We start from the raw sequence: 20,039 nt of genomic DNA, 5'->3' as shown, positions 1-20,039 counted from the left end.
TTCTTAGTCACAGGACTCTACTTTAGTTTTCCCCAACCGTTCACGTAAACCCCCGATAATCATGCAGACAAACCGTCTACTGGTATTGCTTTTGTGCTTTTTAATGAATACATCTACCTATGGTCAGTTTTTACCAAGTTTTCGAAACTTTTTTGTCAGGTCTACTTCCTGGAATGTAACGGCACCCATCGAAGGGGCTGTTTATCAGCGAGGGCCAGATAATCGAGCCACTATTAAAGTAAAAGGATCATTTTCCGGGCTATTTTTCATCGCTACGACAACTACGATTTCTGCCCAGCTAAAGCAGTTAACTATGGAGGGCAATGATGCCGGTATGCCAGCCATACCAATACCGCTTACAGTTCTGAACAGTAAAAGTTTCTCAGGGCAATTATCCGTATCGGCTGGGTGGTATCAACTCACCCTAAAAGCGACCGACTCTAACGGCACTACCTCTACCCGCACAACCAAAGAGGGCGTCGGAGAAGTATTTATCATCGCCGGACAGTCGAACGCGCAGGGAATTAAGAACGACCCCTTTAAGAACAATACAGTCAATCTACCCTTGCTTGATGCGGTCAGGGTGCAGCCAGACCGATTTTTAGAAGCGGAGTTTTTAGGTGCTGCCGATCCTTTCTCTCAACTCATAACGACGACATTAGGGGCAAAAAAACCGTCATTCTCGCCTTTAATATCGGGCCGGGAGGCTTATAATGACCCAAATTCAGGTATTTCTCCATTAGGCAATTCGCTTTGGTATTGGGTTGCTTTCGGTGAAAAAATTGCTCGGCAGTATCAGGTGCCTGTAGCTGTTTTCAACGCTGCTTGGAACGGTACGACTATCAGGCAATGGCAGGAGTCGACTGCTTCAGACGGTAAACCTTTAGGAGCACCAGGTGCTCCTGGCGATGGTAGATACGGAGTTGGTGCTCCGTATGGAATTTTCAAAAACGCGCTCAAGTTCTATGGGTCTACCTATGGCATCAGGAGTGTATTGTGGCTACAGGGTGAAACCGATGCTAAAGCCCTGCGGGACGCTGCCTGGGCAGCTCAACGGGTGAGTGGTAGCAATCCCACTGCCCAGAAACAGGACTATGCCGATAAACTTACCCAAGTTATAAATAAATCCCGCCAGGATTTACAACCCAGGGCGGGTGATGATGCCCTGGCCTGGGTGGTGGGCAAGACGTCTACATTTGAAGGTGTGTCGGTTTACTATCCAAAGCAAGGTCAGACGCAGGCCGAGACGCAGTCAGCCCAAACTGTTCGGGCTGGTCAGGAGCAGGTGATTACGGCTGGATTGAAACAGGTTTATCGAGGCCCTGACATTGATGCAATCGAAGAAAGGGCTGTCGGAGGTGGCGAACCAACTCACTTAGCTGGGCAACAGGGTTTAGTGAAAGCAGCCGAGGCCTGGTATTTTTCGGTCCATACGCCATCTTTTTTTAATCCAGACCCAATCAGGCCAGCGAGGTTGGGCACCGAACCCCAGGACCTTCAGCTTGATGCCAATGGGAACATTACGACGCCATTACCGGCTGGGGCACAATACGTGTGGTACGCCGGTAATGGCGGGCGCATCGATTTAAATACGCCCGCTGGTTTTGGCTACACCATGCCTGATGGCATAGCAGATCCGGTGGTTTTTGTGGACTACAGCGATGGTAACTGTGCGTTAGGTGGTCTGGTGTTGCCTGATATGACTAATTCAACTCCCACGCCAACGGGCAACTGCTCGGTAGGCAGCCCCAATGCAGCCTTCGATGTGGCCGATTGCAATGGGGTCAGCGGCTGGGCCTTAGACCAGACCAACATGAATCAGACCGTCACAGTCGATATTTATGTGGATGGAGCCAAGACTTACTCGGTCAGTGCTAACGGCGACCGGCAGGATTTAGTCGGTGCCTTTGGGGGCAATCAGGCGGCTCGCTATCATGGCTTCACCTATCAGTTTCCGGCCAATGCCTCGTGGAAAAACGGCCAGAATCACACCCTGACAGCCCGCATCTGCGGAGCAGCCAATGACATGGCCGGCTCGCCCAAGCAGGTCAGCGGTTGCACGGGCGGCACCCAAACTCCCACCACACCCACTACGCCCAGCGGCAATTGTGGGTACTCAGAAGGGCAGTTTCTGCTCAACTTCAATGGCGAACTGATTTACGCTCACTACTACAATGGCATTCTGTTTGCCGCTTACCAGAATGCGTCGCAGGGCTTCAAGCCCCAGCACTGGATGCAGGCGGCCGGATTCGACCCCAGCAAAGTACCTTGCTTTGCCGCCACCGACCCCCGCACGACCACAACCACCAACCCAACTACGACGCCTTCGGGCAGCAACAACGGCAGCGGGCTGTTAGGCAGTTATTACAACAATACCAACCTGTCGGGCAGTCCCGTCAAACAACAGGTCGACGCGACGGTCAACTTCGCCTGGAACGAACAGGGGCCTTCTCCGGCAGCGGGGGCCAACCCCACCAATATGTCGGTCCGCTGGTCGGGGCAGGTGGAGGCTCCCGTCTCAGGCACCTATAAATTCAAAACCCTCAACGACGATGCCACCCGGCTGAGCGTCAACGGGCAACAGCTCATTAACGACTGGCCGGGCGGGCATGGCCCCACCTGGTTTGAGGGCAGTATCAATTTAACCGCCGGTCAGAAGTACACCATCTCGCTGGAGTTCAATCAGGGCGGTGGTGGCGCTCAGGCGCAGTTGCACTGGGAGTATCCGGGGCAGGGCAGTCAGATTATTCCGCAGTCACGGCTCTATCCCGATGGGGCCACCATCCCCACCACGCCAACGACCCCCACTAACCCGCCAACGGGCAACTGTTCAGTCGGCAGTCCCAACGCAGCCCTGGATGTGGCCGACTGCAACGGCGTCAGCGGCTGGGCCCTGGACCAGAACAACATGAACCAGACCGTCACCGTCGATATTTATGTGGACGGGGTCAAAACCCACACGGGTATCGTTGCCAACGGCGACCGGCAGGACTTAGTGGGTGCCTTTGGGGGCAATCCGGCGGCTCGGTATCACGGCTTCACCTATCAGTTCCCGGCTAATGCGTCGTGGAAAAACGGACAGAATCACACCCTCACGGCCCGCATCTGCGGGGCGGGTAATGACATGGCTGGGTCGCCCAAGCAGGTGAGCGGCTGCACGGGAGGCACCCAAAACCCGACTACGCCGACGAATCCAACCACACCGAATGGCACTGGGAGCCTGGCGTTCCAGATTGTGAGTTATAATTGCAACTCGGGTGTGTTGCAATACAAGTTCAGCAGTAACGATGGTTCGCCGGTCAGCGTTACCTTACCGGGCATCTTTGGGGGCAACATGAACCCCAACACCATCGTCAGCCACACGTTTCCAGGCGATGCCCGGCAGGGGTACACGGTCACGGGTTCGGCGTCGCAATCGGGCAATCAGATTGGCATCAACTTCACTAATGGCTGTAACCTACCCTCGGGTGGGCGGAAAGCAAGTAGTGTACTCTCAGATGTGGTTGACGAGTTGGCCCTATCGGTGCGGCCCAACCCCAACAATGGTCAATTTGATGTAGAGGTGCGGGTGCCTGCCAACCAGACTTATGTCGTTGGCGTAACCGACCTGTTGGGCCGGGTGCTGGTGAAACAGGAAGGTGTAGGAAGCGGTCTGACGCAGGTGGAATCCATTAGCCTGCAAAATCGGTATGCAGGGGCAGCCATCGTTTATCTAAAAAGTGGGGCTAAGCGGGTTAGTAAAACGGTTTTGATTAAGCCCTAAGTGGAGATACATACACGCAAAAAGCCGGACGATTAAGTCCGGCTTTTTGCGTATTTAAGAGCCTGTTTGACAGGCTCTTTTTATGGTGAAGACCCGGCTTCGTCGGAATGGCAAAAAATCGCTTCAAAATGGCCATCTCTTCGGTAAGCGGCTGAAGTCCTTACTAACTTCGTTGTAAAGAAATTACAGTTTCAACGCAAACCCAACCAACACCTCTTCGCCTGAGAGCGGCTTGTCAAACCCATTGACAATCTGAATTTCACCATTGGCCCGGAAGATATGCGTTGTTTCGGTTTTGGGGTCAATCAGCCAGGCTAAACGGCAGCCGTTGGCGATCCAGACGTCCGTCATTTTCTTTTTTATGCTGTTCAGCGAATCACTCGGAGACCGAACGTCGGACCGGAGCAGTTCGATGACAAAATCAGGGCAGAGGGGTGGAAACTTATCCTGCTCCTGTTCACTTAGGGATTCCCATCGTTCGCGGCTAACCCAGGCGACATCCGGTGAGCGAGTGCCGCCATCGGGCAAATCAAAAGCGGTTGATGAGTCGAATACTACGCCTGACTTTGTTTGGCGATTCCTAATAATGACATCAGCGTTTAGTTCAGATTTCGGATTCCGGTTTTTCCTCCGGTGTTAGGCATAACGATAATGCGTCCGTCGGGTTCGCGCTCGAATTTGTAGGTAGGGTTATCCTGGCAGAATGTATAGAAATCATCCCGCGTTCTGATTTGCTGCACCCGAAAGGAAAGCAACGCGGGTTCGTCGGTTAAGAAGACGGGAGCGGGAACGGACAGCGTCTGCATGACTTCAGTGGGTTGGTTAAGTCAAATATACCCAATCAGAACTGGAAATAGATAAACTGGTTGGAGGAGAAAACGCCGAACAGATAGGTCACAAACGTAATCAGCCCGAATAGCACGGCAAAGCGAACAGTGCTGCGCGTAGGGATGGTCAGGAAGAAGTGTTCTTTCAGGAGCAGGAAGGCAATCAGGAAGATGCTGAATCCCATCTCTATTGAATTCATCGGGCTGCTGATCCTGTCGGCGAAAGAGAAAGTGGCAATTCGTTTCAGAATCAGGAACGCATCGCTGAGGCTGCGGGCGCGGAAGAACACCCATGTCAGCATGATCAGCACGAACGTAATGAACGTGTTCATAACCACCCGAACCGGCGATTTGTGGGCTTCCGTGTCACGAACATTTCTGTGGCTTGTGTCCTCATGAGCCACTTTCGCGTCAGCCGTTGCGGTCTGTGAGGACACAGACCGGGGGGCCAGTGTAGGCGAAAATCCCATTCTGGACACCAGTTTGTCCCGCAGAACAGCCAGAATTTGATAGACGCCGTTCAGTCCGCCCCAAATGACATACGTCCAGTTGGGGCCGTGCCAGAGACCGCTGGCCAAAAACACGATGAGCATGTTCAGGTACTGCCGAAACTCGCCCTTTCGGTTGCCGCCGAGGGGAATGTAGAGGTAATCGCGGAACCAGGTTGAGAGCGAAATGTGCCAGCGTCGCCAGAATTCCGAGATGGACTGGGCAATGTAGGGCGTTCGGAAATTTTCCATCAGGTTGAAACCCATAACCCGCGCGGCCCCAATGGCCACGTCGGAATAGCCCGAAAAATCGCAGTAAATCTGAAACGTATAGAAAAATGTCGCTGCCAGCAATGTCAGGCCATTGTGTTGATCAGGATTGCCGTAGGCATGATCGACGAGCATGGCCAGCCGGTCGGCAATAACGAGTTTTTTGAACAGCCCGAAGGCCATCTGCATCAGCCCGGCTTTGACGTTCTCCCGGTCATACCTGAAATAAGCGTGAAATTGCCAGAGCACATTTTGGGGCCGCTCAATAGGACCGGCCACCAACTGCGGGTAGAACATGACATAGAGCGCGTAGATACCGAAATGTTTCTCGGCTTTATGATTACCCCGATACACTTCGATGGTGTAACTCATGGCCTGAAACGTATGGAATGAGAGGCCAATGGGCAGGATACTCATGTTGTCTTTATAGGACGACACCCCACTTTCGCCAAATACATGCAACACCCGCACAAATACCCGATTCACCAGATCTGTAACGGTATCGGCAAGGTGCGGCATATGCAGGAAGTCGAATAACCCGGCGATGTTTTCGGTGAAGAAACCGAGGTATTTGAAAAAGGCCAGAATACCCAGATTAGAAATCAGGGACAGAATCAGCAGCCACCGCCGGGCCTTCCCCTTCGACCGCTCGATCCAGATCCCGGCGATGTAGTCGATGACAATGGTCAGGAACAGGATCAGGATATAAGTGGGCTGGAAAACCATGTAGAAGTAGCAACTGGCTACCAGCAACAGCACCCACCGCCCCTGCCACTTCAGGCTGAAGTAGCTGAGGGTAATGACAACAAAAAACAGTAAAAACTGAAGCGAATTGAATAGCATTTTTAGTCGATAGTCGTCAGTCAATAGTCGTTAGTGGCGGACCGCTCCGGCGACCCGGCGCAACGGCGGACCGTGCGAACGCAACACGCATGCGTCAGTTACTGACGACTATCCACTATTTTTAATATACCTCTTCAACCTGCTCGACAAAGTCCTCAAACTCCCGCGCCGGAATAAATTGATGTTGCGTTCGATAGGATAACACCATGAATACCAGCAATAACGAAATCAGAAATGCCTGCAGGATAACGATAAGCAGCGAAAACACTAAATAACTGGCCCAGCCGGGCACAACAGTGTCCGTCAGCAGGCGCACCATCACCACGATTCCAATGCCGAATAGCGACGCGCCCACCATCATGACGCAAAACAGCGTTAGCCGCACGGCGGTCGTATCCATCAGCACCGATACCGCACTAAGGCCATGCAGCACCAACGAAACAAAGTTCATTTTGGATTCGCCCGCCAGGCGCCGGCCCCGCTCTAAGGGTATGGCCGTATAGGGCAGCCGCGACCGGATTACTCCACCCGGATAGTTATTCCAGATGTCAGACACGTGGGCCAGTTTACGCACTTGTTTAGCCGGAACGAGGCTGAAATTACCGAAGGTAATTACCTTACCCGTCAACAACTTAAACACGGATTTATACACGCCGTAGAACAGCCTGAACAGCAGGCCTTCCTGCCGCTTAGCGCGATGAGCAAACACGATGCAGCCGGGATTGGCGTCGCCCGTTTGCAGCAGTTGCCGAATATCTTCGGGCCGATCTTCGCCATCGGCGTCCATCACGATGGTTGGATACTGTTCGGGTAGTGAGCCCAGATAGGCCAGGCCGAGGGCAATGGCTTTCTGGTGGCCAACATTGCGGTACAGGCGCAGCACCGACAGCGACTGCCCGATGCCGGTTGGTAAGGTTTCATAGTTGGTTACCGAGCAGTCGTCTACAACCAGAAAAGCAAGCCGATTCGTCAGTGCCGGATCGTTAACAACCCGGATGCGTTCCAGCAATAAACCAAGGGCTTCCCAGTCGTTGAATAATGGAATGACAATATTGATTCGGTCAGGATATACCGCCAGCGGATTCTCTGATGCCAGTGGGGTTTGTAACACTATGGATTGGTTGGTTGAATGATGGCGTGCGAACTGGGTGCTGGCTGGTTGCTGGCCGGTAAGGGCTGCCGTTCCTGTTGCCGAATGACCTCCCGAACGACATAAAGCGGGCGACCTTTGGCCTGAAAAAAGATACGCAGCACGTATTCGCCAATCAGTCCCAGGGCAATCAGTTGCACGCCACTAAATAAAACAATGACAAACAGCAGGGCCGTAAAGCCCTGGGGCACATCGTTATACACAAATTTTTTAATGAGTGTCTGAATCAAATACAGGCCAGCCACTCCCAACGTGACCATACCAATGCGGGTGATCACCTTGATGGGGTATTCGCTGAAGTTAAAAATGCCGTTATACGCTAATCGCTGGAGCATACTGAATGAATACTTTGACTCTCCGTCTAAGCGGGCGTCACGTTCGTACTCGACCCCAACCTGACGAAAGCCAATCCAGCTTCGCATGCCCCGGATAAACCGGCTTTCTTCGGGCATCTGCTTCAGGATGTCGGCTACCCGGCGGCTGATAAGCGAGAAATCGCCACTATCCAGCGGCATATCAACGTAGGAAATTGAGCGGATAATTCGGTAGAATAACGCATAAGCCATTCGTTTAAACAGATTTTCCTTCCGCTTCTTCCGCACGGCATACACCACATCGTAGCCTTCCTGGTATTTCTGGTAAAACTGGGTAAGCAACTCGGGCGGGTCCTGCAAATCGCCGTCGATGATAAACAACGCTTCGCTGCCAACAGCCAACGCAATACCGGCGGTGAGGGCAATCTGGTGTCCGTAGTTACGCGATAGAAACACGCACTGATACCGGCTGTCGGTGAGGGCTACCTGTTGCATCAACACCGCCGTGTTATCCCGGCTGCCATCGTCAACCAGCACAACTTCAATGGCCAGTGGAGAGGCCTCCATGACGGCGTTGAGCCGGGTAACCAGACGCGGAAACGACTCGGTTTCGTTATAGAGCGGGGCTATAATAGAAATCTGAGGATTGACCAAGATAATAGGGAGATGTCGATAACAGAATTAGCAAAACTAAACTTTTTTGAGGTTGTGGCTATCGCAGGCACGTCCTTTTCTTAAGGAACGGTCAACGTCTGGGGACTAATCCGAAGCGCATTTCCCTGACCCGAAGGCGCCAGAATCCCCACCCGATACTGCCCTGGTGGAAGCATAGGCGCCACAACTTCCGCTTTCAGGGTTCTGACCGGTCGATGCAGGTAAAAAGCCGACAGGCTAAAGGGCACTTCGGACGTAAACAAATAGACACTCTTGTTGGACTGCACCACGATAGCGGCCTGACTAACCGGAGTTGGCAAGGCGTTATACTCCGTTTCGGTGGTGTAAACGTCATCTGTCCGCAATAACTGCAGGGTCAGCGACGAATCAGGGGCTAACCGCCGAACAGTCAGCAAGTCCTGCTCGTATGAAGTAATATACGTTTTAGGGTACACATAGATACCCCGCCTGACGGCTTCATACATCGTTTGGCAGGATACATTCGCGAAGGTGGTTCCCCAACTCGCCCCTAAACCAGTTTCGTTGTGTTGCTGGTTGAAAGCACTTGTCAGCAGCACTTCCTTCCGAAAGGCAACCTTTGGCAAACGCGCCAGGTACCAAAATCCCCAGACACTCACACTAACAAGCAGCCCCAGCGCTAAGTAACGGGTTGGCATCGACCGATTGCCATATTCGCTTAATAAATTGATATACAGGAGGGCGGTAATTATGGCTGAATAGATCATGTAATTACTCACCAGCATAACATGATACCCAAAACGGGGTCTCAGAAACGCGACCACCATTGCGTTAACCAGCAGAAAGGCATAACAGCCTGTGAAGAAATAACGTCGTTTCTGCAACGCAGTCGATACCCGATTTACGGACGGTAGGGTTGATTTCCAGCGCAGGAGCGGCCTGTTCATGCGCCATATTAACCAGAGCATAGTGGCAATAAGCACTACACCGGCCAGGGTTGGGGGCAGGCTGCGCCACTGAATAGCCGCGCTCGGCAGAACGTCGAACAAGCCGCCACTAAACGTAAAAAAACCAAAGAACACCAAATACGGGTAGTGCAGAAAGAAATCGACACTGCTCTCATTGCCCTGCCCATTGGGGAAGTCATGAAAATAAAAAACAATGGTTGCCACCCCCAGCACCAGCCAGCCAGCCAGTCGAATCCATTGACGCTGAAAGGCTAATACAACGGCTCCAGCCACCCACCCAAACAACCCATTGCTCATCGACAGCGATGCCAGCACTTGTATGCCCATTGCGCCGGCAAAGCGGTTTCGGCTGCCACTTGCCAGCCCATACATTGCCCCAAAGGTCAGGAATATAGCCACCAAATGCTGCAGGCCCGTAATAGCCCACAGGCTGGTGAGGTAGTGCTGGGGTTGCAGCACCAGAAAGGGTACTGGTATAAACGCCACGACCGGCAGATTAATCGAGCGAAAAACGCGGTAGAACAGGTATAAAATGCCAATAAGAAAGGCAGAAGCCGCAAATGCCAGCCAGCGAAAATTCACCGTTCCGGTTAGTTTATACAGCGCAAGGGTGATTAGCTTGGCCGTCAGAATACGGTGCTCATTGTTGGGGCAAAGCAACCAGTGGAGTTTGTCGCCAACGGTTTGAGCATTGGTATAGCCGAGAATGAAACTCAGAAATGCATCAATGTCATCCATCCAGGGCACATTCACGACGTAAGCAAACAGCAACAGGCTAAAGCAAACGAACGGCATACCCAGCAGCATGTACGTAAACACGCTCAATTGACCTGACAGCAATCCTTGATTCCTACGCAGATAAGCAGTGCTCATACAGTTTAAATCGGCAGCAAACCTGCAAAAGTAAGCGTTTCATGCCAACAATCGACCAGTGATTCTCTGCGAAGTCAACCAGAACCGGGCAAGATTTTGGCGTCACCAATTACAAGACCTCAACAAACTGGTTTGAAAACTGAATGTCGCTATGGTCGGGATACGTGCGAAATAAACCGACCTGATAGCGACCGGGCTGAATCATGCCTTTAGGCATGGCGGCCGAGAAGCCGGGTGCAACCTGCCAGGGATTATAGCCCTGCGGACGATTTTTAGTGGCAAACATCAGGTAGGTATGCCGGGTCGATTTCATAATCAGATACGCACCCCGGCTAAGTCCCATCGTATAGCCTGGCTCATCGCTGTTCACAACAATGTAATCTGGATGGGTACGCATCTGGATGGGCTTCGTCAGCAATGGTAATCGAACGGCTCCCAACAGATCTTTTTCATTGAGCGTGATGGCGGGGTTAGGCAGCGTATACCAGCCCCGTTTGTGCATCAGAACCGTCAGATTCGAGATGTAGCGGGCCAGTTCAACGCTGCGCCCCCCGCCCAGCCCGACACCGCTGTAAATCTGGTTAAAAATCATTCCCTGTAAATGCTTCCGGCGTTCGATGGCTTCGGGCAGGTAGGTAACGTAGGTAACGACATTAACGACCAGAAAAAGCAGCCAGACCAGCGACCATATCCGCATTCGGATTTTTTCGGACAGGCGGCTGTAGAGCAGTACACACGCGACGGCCCACAAAACCATCGCGTAGGTTCGGTAGGTACTGTGCAGCACCATGCCGAAATAAAACCGAATCCTGAAAAAGGCAATCAGGCCGATGTTGGCCAGCAGAAACAAGACGACACCGGCGATAAACACATCAAAAAAAGACAGTTTCTTTTTGACTTGAATTGCCGTCGTTAGCAGCCAGTAGCCGAGACCCGATACCAGAACCAGCCCACCAATAAACGGCAGGTGAATCCGATTATCGACCGGCAGGGTCGGAAAAAAGTCGAATATACTCCCCGCAAAAATCAGGAGTCCGCCCACAATCTGACCCGGATGTGCCAGAACATAAGCAAACCCGTCGGCATTGCCCTGCTGCACCGGGTAGCCCCGAAAGTAGAAATAGCCGCCAATGAATCCGACAACCAGCCAGACGCCCAGTGCCAGCCACCGCCGTTGGAGGATTAACATGCCCGCCCCGGCAGGCCAAAGCACCAGACCATTGCCCATGCTGAACGTACTGAGCAGCCCCAGCCCTAACGCCAGCCCAAAATTGAGCGGACGGTCCGTTGCCAGCACAAAGAATGTCAGCATCACAAGGGCAATAATGGCTAAGTATTGCAGCGTGTAAATAGCCGTGAAGGTGAGCAGGTAATTCTGGGCCGTAAACAGCAGCAGGGGCACCGGCAGCAATCCAATCCATATCTTGCCGGAGCGGCCTTCATGGCTGCGAAGGGCGCGATAAAGCAGAAAGAAAATCAGCACTAAGGCCAGATTACCCCACAGCATCAGGTTAGCAAAATTCAACCCGCCGGTCAGGGCATACTGACCAAGTACCACCAGCCGGGCATACAAAACCCGGTGTTCATTATTCGGGCGCACTAACGCGGCTACCCGCTCGCTAACCGATTGAGCACTCAGAAACCGATCCAGAAAATACGGAATATTCTCGAATTCATCGAACCACGGAATGTTATAGCGCAGGGTAAAAAAATAAACAAAGAAAGCCGCGATAGGCAACAGTAACAGGGCCAGCGTCAGGGGAGGAAACGCCAGCAAACGATAAAAACGGGTCATACATGTCGATATTTTTGTTGGATTCGGTAGAGTTCATACCACATTCTGAATACATAGGCCGAACTAATACGCGAATCACTTTGCTCAATCCACTGCCGCAAGGGGTACTCGGCAACGTGCGCCAGAACACCCGGCCTGCCGTGCTGCCGGATAAGCCGGGCCAGCAACTCCACGTCGAACAGCCACGGGCTGATAAATGGCTCCTCAAACAACGTAGGCACGATGCCGCGCCGGAATAGTTTAGCCCCACATTGCGAGTCGTAAACGGGCAGCTTTAGAATGTTGCTGATGATGGTAGCAATGACCCGCCCGACGTAGTGCCGAAACGAATCGCGCCTGATTTCGACACCGAGGTATTTAATCCGCGACCCCATTACCAGGTCGAGGGCGGTGTTTTCGTTCAGCACGCTGGTCAGGTCGGCAATGGCGCTGAGGGGTGTGGCTAAATCAGCATCCAGAAAGCCCAGATACTCAAACGGCTTACCAGCACAGTGCAGCATACCGGCCCGCACTGCCCCGGCTTTGCCCTGATTTTGGGGCAAAATCAGGGCAGTCACCCGGTCGGGCTGCCGGGCCTGCATCGCTTCCAGCACGGTTTGGGTGCGGTCGGTGCTGCCATCGTCCACGAAGCAGAAATGGACATGCGGAGTCTGACGGATGTACGTCATAAACGCATCGGCCGGGAGCCGGGTCGCTTCGTTATAACACGGAATAATGAGGCAGACAGACGACATCGGACCGTTAGTGGGGGGCGGTTGCAACGAGGGTTGAGTCAAGAATAATGGCTTTATGCCCATAATAGCCCGACTGGCAGCGGTTCCACCAGTGGGTACGGTTGGGCTTAATATCTTCGACAAAGATACTTGGCGGATACACGCTGATAGGACGCAGCCGAACGGTATCGGTAACGGTCAGCAGTTGCGTATGCCGCTCCGTCATTTCGCGGTCATACGTAGCCGCTCCACCGCTGAGCCAGTCGGTGTACATCTGGTGAAACGACTGACTGACAACGATGTTGCTGCTCAGCCAGATACCCGTTATCAGCCATACGGGGGCGGGCCACCGCTGCACCAGCGTCAGGCTTCGCTTGCGCCGGTCCAACCAGCCAACCCAAACCGTCAGCACATAAAACCAGCCAATAGCAAAGAAAACAAAGAGGACATTCATGGTCCGGGGAAAGGGCGGAATACCCAGGCCATAATAGGACGGGAAAATGGTAGCGGCCAATAAACCCAGATACACAACGGTTAACAAACCGACCGGAATCAGAAATAACTCGCGCACAGGGCTACCGTGCCTGACCAACCGGCGGGCTACGGGCATGAACAACACCGACAACGGCAAAAGGGGTGTTTTCAGCAACCAGATTCCCGCTGAGCGAGCCAGCCAGCCAAAGGAGAACCCAATCGATTTAACCAGTTCGCCTGCCTGCGCCTGCTGACTTCCCATACGAATGGCATTGCCCGGTGCCCGAAACAGCAACCAGGCCGATATACCGGCTACCAGCAGCAACCACGCCAGCAACGGGTCGAACTGCCGCAGAAACACCAGCCGGTAGCCTGCAATCGCCAACAGCAACAGGATGAGCAGCACTAAGTTTGTTTCGCCGGAACCAATGCTGGCAAACACTAAGAAACCCGCCCACACGGCCGTCATTCCCCTTAACAAACCCTTCGGCAACCGATACCACCGAATCAGCACAGCCAGCAGATAAATGGTTAAGATGGTCGGAACGGTGTAGGTAGCAACGGCGGCTGTCCAGAAAAAGGCTTCGACTGTACTTTGCAGGGCCAGCACAATCAGAAAAAACAGCAACCCTGTTGCCAGGAGGCTATTTTTGAGCGATTCGCCCCGGAGCAATTCACATACTAAGGCATACAACGCGCCAACTAAGGCTATAACCATAAGCGCCGGAATAAACCGGTAGCCATCATACCAGCCCCACGTTAGCGGACTGCCATGCACCAGCATATTGGAAAAATAACGGCCCGTCCAGCCGTCATAGTAAAATTTCTGGGCCTGCCAGAAGCCATACCGCATGGCTGTATCGGCAAAACAATAATCGTCGGCAGCCGACGGATGATTGTGAAACGACAGCAGCAGCAGGGGCACGCAGGCCAGTAGAAACAGGAAAATAACGATTACGGTCGCCAGCCGGTCAATCAGCGGATGTTTCATGCGGGAATATTACGGCATTTGTTTCAGGTTCCAGGTTTCAGATTGGCGGCTGATACCGACCCACCGTTGCGGTCCGCTACTGGTGCGTCGGCCAATCTGGAACTTGAAACCTGAACCCTTCTACCAATTCATTAATTTAAGTCAATCTCTAAATCGCCCCCGGTGGGTGTAGTGGTTTTGGGTTGCCCTCTGTTCAGAAATGGGTAGGCCAGCACTGCCGCCAGAATCACCAATGTGCCGGCATAAAAGCCGGGTGTCATTCGTTCGGTGGCACCAAAAATCAATACCGCCAGCACGATTCCATAAACCGGCTCCAAATTTACGGTTAATATGGCCAGATAAGGCGAAAAATTTCGCAGCAACTTCACCCCCACCGAATAGGCATATACCGTGCAGACCAAGGACAGCACCAGCAGCCAGAACCATTGCAGCCCCGTTTCGGGCACATACTGAACAAGACTATCAGCCGTCATGGGGTCGGCCATGCGAACCACAAACCAGATGCCCACGGCGCCAGCTAAGGCCCCAACCATTTCATAAAACGAGATGACTACGGCATCGTACCGGTGGGTAAACCGGCTGTTGATAATCGTGAACAGCGACGACAGCAGGGCCGAGCCGACCGCCACCAGCAAGCCCGCTACTTTGTCGAACTCAAACCGGAAGATTAAATAAAGACCGGCCATCACTACGGCCCCCAGCACGACCTCGACGATACGCACCCGCCGACGCAGCAGCAGCGGCTCCAGAAAACTTGCCCAGAGTGAACTGGTTGCCATACCGGCCAGACAAACCGATACGTTGGCCAGCCGGGCAGCCAGAAAAAACAAGACCCAGTGCAGGCCAATCAGGCCGCCCGTTGCCAGCAGCCGCCAGCGGTCATCCGGGGCTACATGAAGTGATTGACGACGCCCCAGCAGCACGACACCTAAGCCGGCAACGGCCAGCAACGTGCGGAACAAAACCACCGCCGATGCGTCGAGGGGTTCCAGCAGTTTACCCAGAATGGCCGTAAACCCCCAAATCAGAACGATAAAATGAAGTTGAAAATAGTCGATGAGGGACGGCTTCTGCGGCATAAGCAGGTTAATGAATACTGTAGAATGAATAATGGACAATGGGTCGCACGGTCATTGTGCATTATTCATTCTACAGTATTCATTTTATAAGTACTACCTCGGTATCGTGTTGTACAACAGCACGCCGATGGCCGCAAAAATAGCATTTGGCAGCCAGACTGCCACAATGGGATTGAGATTGCCCGATTCGGCGATGCCTTTGGCAAGCATGAAAAACAGCAGGTAGGTGAATGCCAGCAGGAAACCCAAAGCTACCTGCCAGCCTACGCCCCGGCGGCTCTTGCGGGCCGACATGATAACGCCGATGACGGTCAGAATTATGATGGCAAAGGGGCGGGTATCGCGGCTGTATTTTTCGAGTAGATACGTTTCGACCCCATCGGCTCCGCGACTCGTCAGCTTGTCGATTTGGCGGTTGAGTTCGGGGCGGGTAAGGGTCTCGAAGAGGTTGAAATCCGAACTAAAATCATCGGGTTTCATATTCAGCGTGGTGTCGATGCGCGCACCGGCAGTCAGGGTTTCGCGCAGGCCGTTGATGTCCCGGATTTTATAATCATAGACCGCCCATTTCTTTTTTTTGGTATCCCACTCGATGTGGTCGGCGGAGAGCTTTTGCTTTAATTGATTCCCTTCTACCCGCTCCAGGGTGAATTTGTACCCCGTATTGCTCTGGTTATTATAGCTTTCCAAATAAGCATAAATGTTCGGTGCTATCTTGATGTGGTCGTTTCGCTTCGAGTAGGTGTAGGCATCGTTGATGTACTTTATCTCGAATGCGATTCGGGTTTTGTTGGCGCTCGGAATCAGGTAATTCACCATAAAATACGTAAATACCGCCAGCACCGATGCGCCCAGCACATAGGGGAACAGCAGCCGGATAAAACTGACTCCACTGCTGAGAATGGCAATGATTTCGGTGCGGGCCGCCAGCCGCGAGGTCAGAAAAACAGTGGCAATGAACACCATCAGCGGGCTGATGTAATTGGCCCAGTAAGGAATGAAATTGAGGTAGTAATTCCAGAAAATTTCGTTGCCCGGCGCGTTGTTCCGGTGGAAATTATCCACCTTCTCGGTGTAGTCGATCATCACCACCACCAGTACAATCACCAGCACCACGAAGATGTAGGTTTGCAGAAAGCGTTTGAGTATATACCAGTCTAATAGTTTCATAAATGATAGTCGATAATCAGCAGTCGATAATCAACAGTCGGTAGTGATTCGCCTTATTAACAACCACTACCGACCATCGACTATTGGCTATTGACTAATAAATTCCTGGCCACTTCGTAACTGACAAACACCGTCCGGCCTGTTTCCACCTGCACCACCACCGACTTGTCGAAGGCGTTAGTTTCGGTGAGGGTTACTGTGCTGCCGAGGGTTAGATTCGAGTGGTCGAGGTGTTGCAGGAATTCGGTTGAGTGTTCCAGTACAGCCATCAGGCAAACCCGCTCGCCCATCGTTGCGTCAGCCAGTTTTCGGTAGCCGGTTTCGGGCATCTCCCCCGCCGGGGTTGGAATGGGATCGCCGTGCGGGTCAAACTGTGGGTTCCCTAAATACGTATCTAATCGGGCAACCAATTCTTCAGACCGAATATGTTCCAGTTCTTCCGCAATCTGATGGACCTCGTCCCAGCCAAAGTGCAGTTTTTGAACCAGAAAAACTTCCCAGAGCCGATGCCGCCGGATAACCTGCAACGCCAGACGTTCGCCCTCGTCGGTAAGCCGAACGCCCTGGTACTTTTTATAGTGAATTAGCTGTTTATCAGCCAGTTTTCGTAACATGTCAGTCACCGAAGCGGCCTTTGTTGCCGTCATTTCTGCCAGTGCATTCGTACTGACCTCTCCCTGTTGCCGATTGGCTAAGTAATAGATCGTCTTCAGATAATTTTCTTCGGTGAAGGAGTGCATGAAGGATAGCGATATAGGCAGAACGACGAAATAAGCTGAAACAGTTTGCCTGCAAAGATAGTTTTTATGTTAAACTTTCTAAAAATTTAGATTAGTCTAAATTTTTATTTCAACAATCCTTATATTTGTGCCGTTAAGCTTTGCTTACTCAACACCTCAACGACTGGCTAACACTTCGTACTTATATTTATGGAAGTCATAACTACTCAACTGAAAGGCTGGCGGCAGCGAAACGAAACCAATTCGCTGACCGATGGTCATGGCTCAGTACACGTGCCAACAGGGGCGGGCTTTTTCAAAACGCTTCGTGCTTATGCTGGCCCCGGCCTGATGGTGGCCGTTGGCTATATGGACCCCGGCAACTGGGCCACCGACATTGCGGGGGGAGCGCGCTACGGTTATCGGCTGTTATCAGTCGTGCTGATTTCCAATCTGTTCGCCATGCTGCTCCAGCATTTGTCGCTCAAACTGGGTATTGCCACAGGCCGGGATCTGGCCCAGGCCTGCCGTGATCACTTCAACCGCCCAACGGCCTTTGTGCTGTGGCTGCTGGCCGAAGTTGCCATTGTTGCCTGCGACTTAGCCGAAGTAATTGGTTCGGCCATCGCCCTCAACCTGCTGTTCGGCCTGCCGCTTGCTGTTGGTGTTCTGATTACGGCCTTAGATGTGTTCCTGCTTTTATACTTGCAAAACAAGGGATTTCAACTGCTTGAGCGCGTGGTGGCCAGTCTCATTTTCCTGATTGTGGGCTGTTTCGGCTACGAGTTGCTCGTATCTAAACCCAACATTGCCAGTGTTGTAGCGGGCTTAGTGCCGCATACCGACATCATCACCAATCCCGGCATGCTCTACATCGCCATCGGAATTCTGGGCGCCACCGTTATGCCGCATAACCTGTATCTGCACTCCAGCATTGTGCAGACCCGCGATTTCAAACGCGACGACGCCGGGCGAAAATCGGCCATTAAATTTGCCACCATCGACTCGACAGTATCGCTGTTTCTGGCTTTTTTCATCAACGCAGCCATCCTGATTTTAGCCGCAGCAGCCTTTCATTTTTCGGGCAATCAACACGTAGCCGACATCAGCGACGCGTACCACCTGCTCGACCCCATTCTGGGTGTAAAGCTGGCGGGTATTCTGTTTGCAGTGGCCTTGCTGGCGTCGGGGCAGAACTCCACCCTGACGGGCACCCTGGCGGGTCAGATTGTGATGGAAGGCTTTCTGAATCTGCGGATTAAGCCCTGGCTCCGTCGGCTCATTACGCGCTTAGTAGCCATAGTTCCAGCCCTGATCGTAGCTGTTCTTTACGGCGAGCAGGGCACCAGCGAATTGCTCGTGCTGAGTCAGGTTATTTTGTCGCTCCAGCTCAGTTTTGCCGTTGTGCCATTAGTGCAGTTCACCAGCGACAAACTGAAGATGGGCCGCTTTGTTAACCCCGCCTGGGTAAAGGTCTTAGCATGGGCCGTCGCCGGGATCATTATCAGCCTGAACGGGTATTTATTATGGGATACGTTCGTCTGATAAAGCCCTTTCCAACGCATATACCCGGTGGCGGTGGTTGCCCGGTTGACTGCCGAACTCGGTTATCGACATATAAAGCGTACCTGATGGGCTATGCGGGGAACTGGCTAACCGAATCTCCTGCCGGGTGCCGTCGAACTCGATGACGCGCGCCCAGGATTTACCGGAATCGTTGGTACACATCAGTAAACTTTTGGCATCTCCCGAAAGGCAACTGTAGGAAACGGCCCACACCTCATTTCCAGAGGGCGACTGCCGGGCGACCATGTTCATAACGGGGCTGCGACGGTACGGGTCGGGCAACACCAATTTGTTGAATTGATTGCCGTCCGATGTGCTGACGATAAAATTTGTTCCACCCAAATAATCACTGCCAAACAGCACAGTATCAGTTGTTTCGACCATCGACGTGTAGCCGCCCGTCTGATGATGGTATTTATTGATTAGGCGCCATCCGTCCTGGTTTCTATCGGCCTGTTTGTTAAACTGACCCAGGGTTTCATTCAGCCAAACCTGTTTTTTATTATCGCCGTCGGTTAGTAAAACCGCATTCAGGCAGGCGCAGTATTTCACTAAATGGATGTGCTTATTGACGCCCTGCCGCATCAGAAAATCGGATGTAGTCCAGGTGTCACCCCCATCGGACGAGTAGTACAGGTAAGCCAGATTTTGCCACGTCTTTCCGTGCCAGATAGAGCCATATTCGCCAATCAACAGTGTCTGATCGGGGAGTTCTGTCATGCCGTTGTTGAACAGAAAATAGCTGATTGGCGTAGAGAGTTGCAAAACAACGCCGAACGACTTGCCCTGATCGTCGCTTTTGTATATGCTCCCATTCGAACAAACAAATAATCGGTTTTGCCGGCTATTAAACAAGGATGTGACCGGATGCCCGAATTCGTGCATCAGAACGGCCGACTTGCTTTGGTCATTGCTGCGATACAGCCCATTCAGGTGCGAATAGCGACAGCCCCACAGGGTTCCGTCAGCCGTTTGAACGCAAAATTTCCAGTCGATGGCTACCGCCCGAAAACACAATCCCTGTTCCGCTAAAAACGCATTCGTGATAACGTTTGCGCTCAGCCCTACCGCTTCATTCCTGATTAACGGACTGGCCTCGTTTGTGAACTTAACATACTGATTGCCAAACTGATAGAAGCGAAGCCGATGGATAACCTCCCATAACACAAACGAAATCAGCTCCCTTAATTTGCCCACACGGTGGATATCCAGTAAAAAACGCCAGACATGCTTTAGCCAATTGGGGCCTGGCTGGCTAAGTTGCGCGAAATACTTTGATGAAACGTCCATGGTCGTCAATAAGTGATTTTGATGAGAAAGAAGCTGGCCGGATGGCGAGTTAGGGCAAAGAAATGCGCTTCTGCCAGCCGGACGGGATAGCAGAATAGTACGTTAAGCGTCAG

General features: G+C 52.5%; 15 protein-coding genes. 2 read left to right on the top strand and 13 right to left on the bottom strand.

The genetic code is table 11. The features are described from left to right. Positions 1 to 61: 61 nt before the first annotated feature. The gene (locus ACYVI1_RS17420; RefSeq protein WP_460912007.1) at positions 62 to 3,763 is read left to right on the top strand and encodes a PA14 domain-containing protein; all 3,702 of its coding nucleotides are present in this window, start codon (positions 62 to 64) and stop codon (positions 3,761 to 3,763) included. A gap of 183 nt (positions 3,764 to 3,946) precedes the next feature. Here the strand turns inward: ACYVI1_RS17420 and ACYVI1_RS17415 are convergent, their stop codons facing one another. The 12 genes from ACYVI1_RS17415 to ACYVI1_RS17360 all read right to left on the bottom strand — a co-directional run bounded on the left by ACYVI1_RS17415 (position 3,947) and on the right by ACYVI1_RS17360 (position 17,091). After that, on the bottom strand, positions 3,947 to 4,348 hold the full coding sequence (locus tag ACYVI1_RS17415) for a Uma2 family endonuclease (protein ID WP_460912056.1): 402 nt from the start codon (positions 4,346 to 4,348) through the stop codon (positions 3,947 to 3,949). 14 nt (positions 4,349 to 4,362) lie between these two features. Then, positions 4,363 to 4,569, bottom strand: a complete 207-nt coding sequence (locus tag ACYVI1_RS17410; protein WP_460912006.1) for a hypothetical protein — start codon at positions 4,567 to 4,569, stop codon at positions 4,363 to 4,365. A gap of 35 nt (positions 4,570 to 4,604) precedes the next feature. Next, positions 4,605 to 6,191 carry an MBOAT family O-acyltransferase gene (locus ACYVI1_RS17405; RefSeq protein WP_460912005.1) on the bottom strand — a complete coding sequence of 529 codons (1,587 nt, stop codon included), beginning with the start codon at positions 6,189 to 6,191 and terminating at the stop codon, positions 4,605 to 4,607. A 121-nt stretch (positions 6,192 to 6,312) separates the two neighbouring features. Continuing rightward, positions 6,313 to 7,302: a glycosyltransferase gene (locus tag ACYVI1_RS17400; RefSeq protein ID WP_460912004.1), complete on the bottom strand. Its 990-nt coding sequence runs from the start codon at positions 7,300 to 7,302 to the stop codon at positions 6,313 to 6,315. Next, the gene (locus ACYVI1_RS17395) at positions 7,302 to 8,309 is read right to left on the bottom strand and encodes a glycosyltransferase family 2 protein (protein WP_460912003.1); all 1,008 of its coding nucleotides are present in this window, start codon (positions 8,307 to 8,309) and stop codon (positions 7,302 to 7,304) included. Before ACYVI1_RS17395 ends, ACYVI1_RS17400 begins: the two co-directional genes overlap by 1 nt. An 80-nt stretch (positions 8,310 to 8,389) precedes the next feature. Further along, on the bottom strand, positions 8,390 to 10,129 hold the full coding sequence (locus ACYVI1_RS17390) for a hypothetical protein (protein ID WP_460912002.1): 1,740 nt from the start codon (positions 10,127 to 10,129) through the stop codon (positions 8,390 to 8,392). 109 nt (positions 10,130 to 10,238) lie between these two features. After that, positions 10,239 to 11,924 carry a hypothetical protein gene (locus tag ACYVI1_RS17385; RefSeq protein ID WP_460912001.1) on the bottom strand — a complete coding sequence of 562 codons (1,686 nt, stop codon included), beginning with the start codon at positions 11,922 to 11,924 and terminating at the stop codon, positions 10,239 to 10,241. Beyond that, positions 11,921 to 12,658 carry a dolichyl-phosphate beta-glucosyltransferase gene (locus ACYVI1_RS17380; protein WP_460912000.1) on the bottom strand — a complete coding sequence of 246 codons (738 nt, stop codon included), beginning with the start codon at positions 12,656 to 12,658 and terminating at the stop codon, positions 11,921 to 11,923. Before ACYVI1_RS17380 ends, ACYVI1_RS17385 begins: the two co-directional genes overlap by 4 nt. A gap of 7 nt (positions 12,659 to 12,665) precedes the next feature. Beyond that, positions 12,666 to 14,102 carry a DUF6056 family protein gene (locus ACYVI1_RS17375; RefSeq protein WP_460911999.1) on the bottom strand — a complete coding sequence of 479 codons (1,437 nt, stop codon included), beginning with the start codon at positions 14,100 to 14,102 and terminating at the stop codon, positions 12,666 to 12,668. Between the two features lie 131 nt (positions 14,103 to 14,233). Next, positions 14,234 to 15,181, bottom strand: coding sequence for a DMT family transporter (locus ACYVI1_RS17370; protein ID WP_460911998.1), 948 nt, complete (start codon positions 15,179 to 15,181; stop codon positions 14,234 to 14,236). A gap of 93 nt (positions 15,182 to 15,274) precedes the next feature. Beyond that, positions 15,275 to 16,351, bottom strand: coding sequence for an LptF/LptG family permease (locus ACYVI1_RS17365; RefSeq protein WP_460911997.1), 1,077 nt, complete (start codon positions 16,349 to 16,351; stop codon positions 15,275 to 15,277). Positions 16,352 to 16,431: 80 nt separating this feature from the next. Then, positions 16,432 to 17,091 carry a metal-dependent transcriptional regulator gene (locus ACYVI1_RS17360; protein ID WP_460911996.1) on the bottom strand — a complete coding sequence of 220 codons (660 nt, stop codon included), beginning with the start codon at positions 17,089 to 17,091 and terminating at the stop codon, positions 16,432 to 16,434. A 189-nt stretch (positions 17,092 to 17,280) separates the two neighbouring features. On the opposite strand from ACYVI1_RS17360, the gene ACYVI1_RS17355 reads away from it, so the two are divergent. Further along, a complete protein-coding gene (locus ACYVI1_RS17355; protein WP_460911995.1) occupies positions 17,281 to 18,615 on the top strand; it encodes an Nramp family divalent metal transporter in 1,335 nt (444 codons plus the stop codon). On the opposite strand, the gene ACYVI1_RS17350 is transcribed toward ACYVI1_RS17355, so the two are convergent. Continuing rightward, complete coding sequence (locus ACYVI1_RS17350; RefSeq protein WP_460911994.1) at positions 18,595 to 19,926, bottom strand: WD40/YVTN/BNR-like repeat-containing protein; 1,332 nt, start codon at positions 19,924 to 19,926, stop codon at positions 18,595 to 18,597. The genes ACYVI1_RS17355 and ACYVI1_RS17350 overlap by 21 nt on opposite strands. Positions 19,927 to 20,039: the final 113 nt, after the last annotated feature.

The sequence above is a fragment of the Spirosoma areae genome, from assembly GCF_054781775.1.
This window is presented reverse-complemented; position numbering and strand designations above follow the sequence as displayed.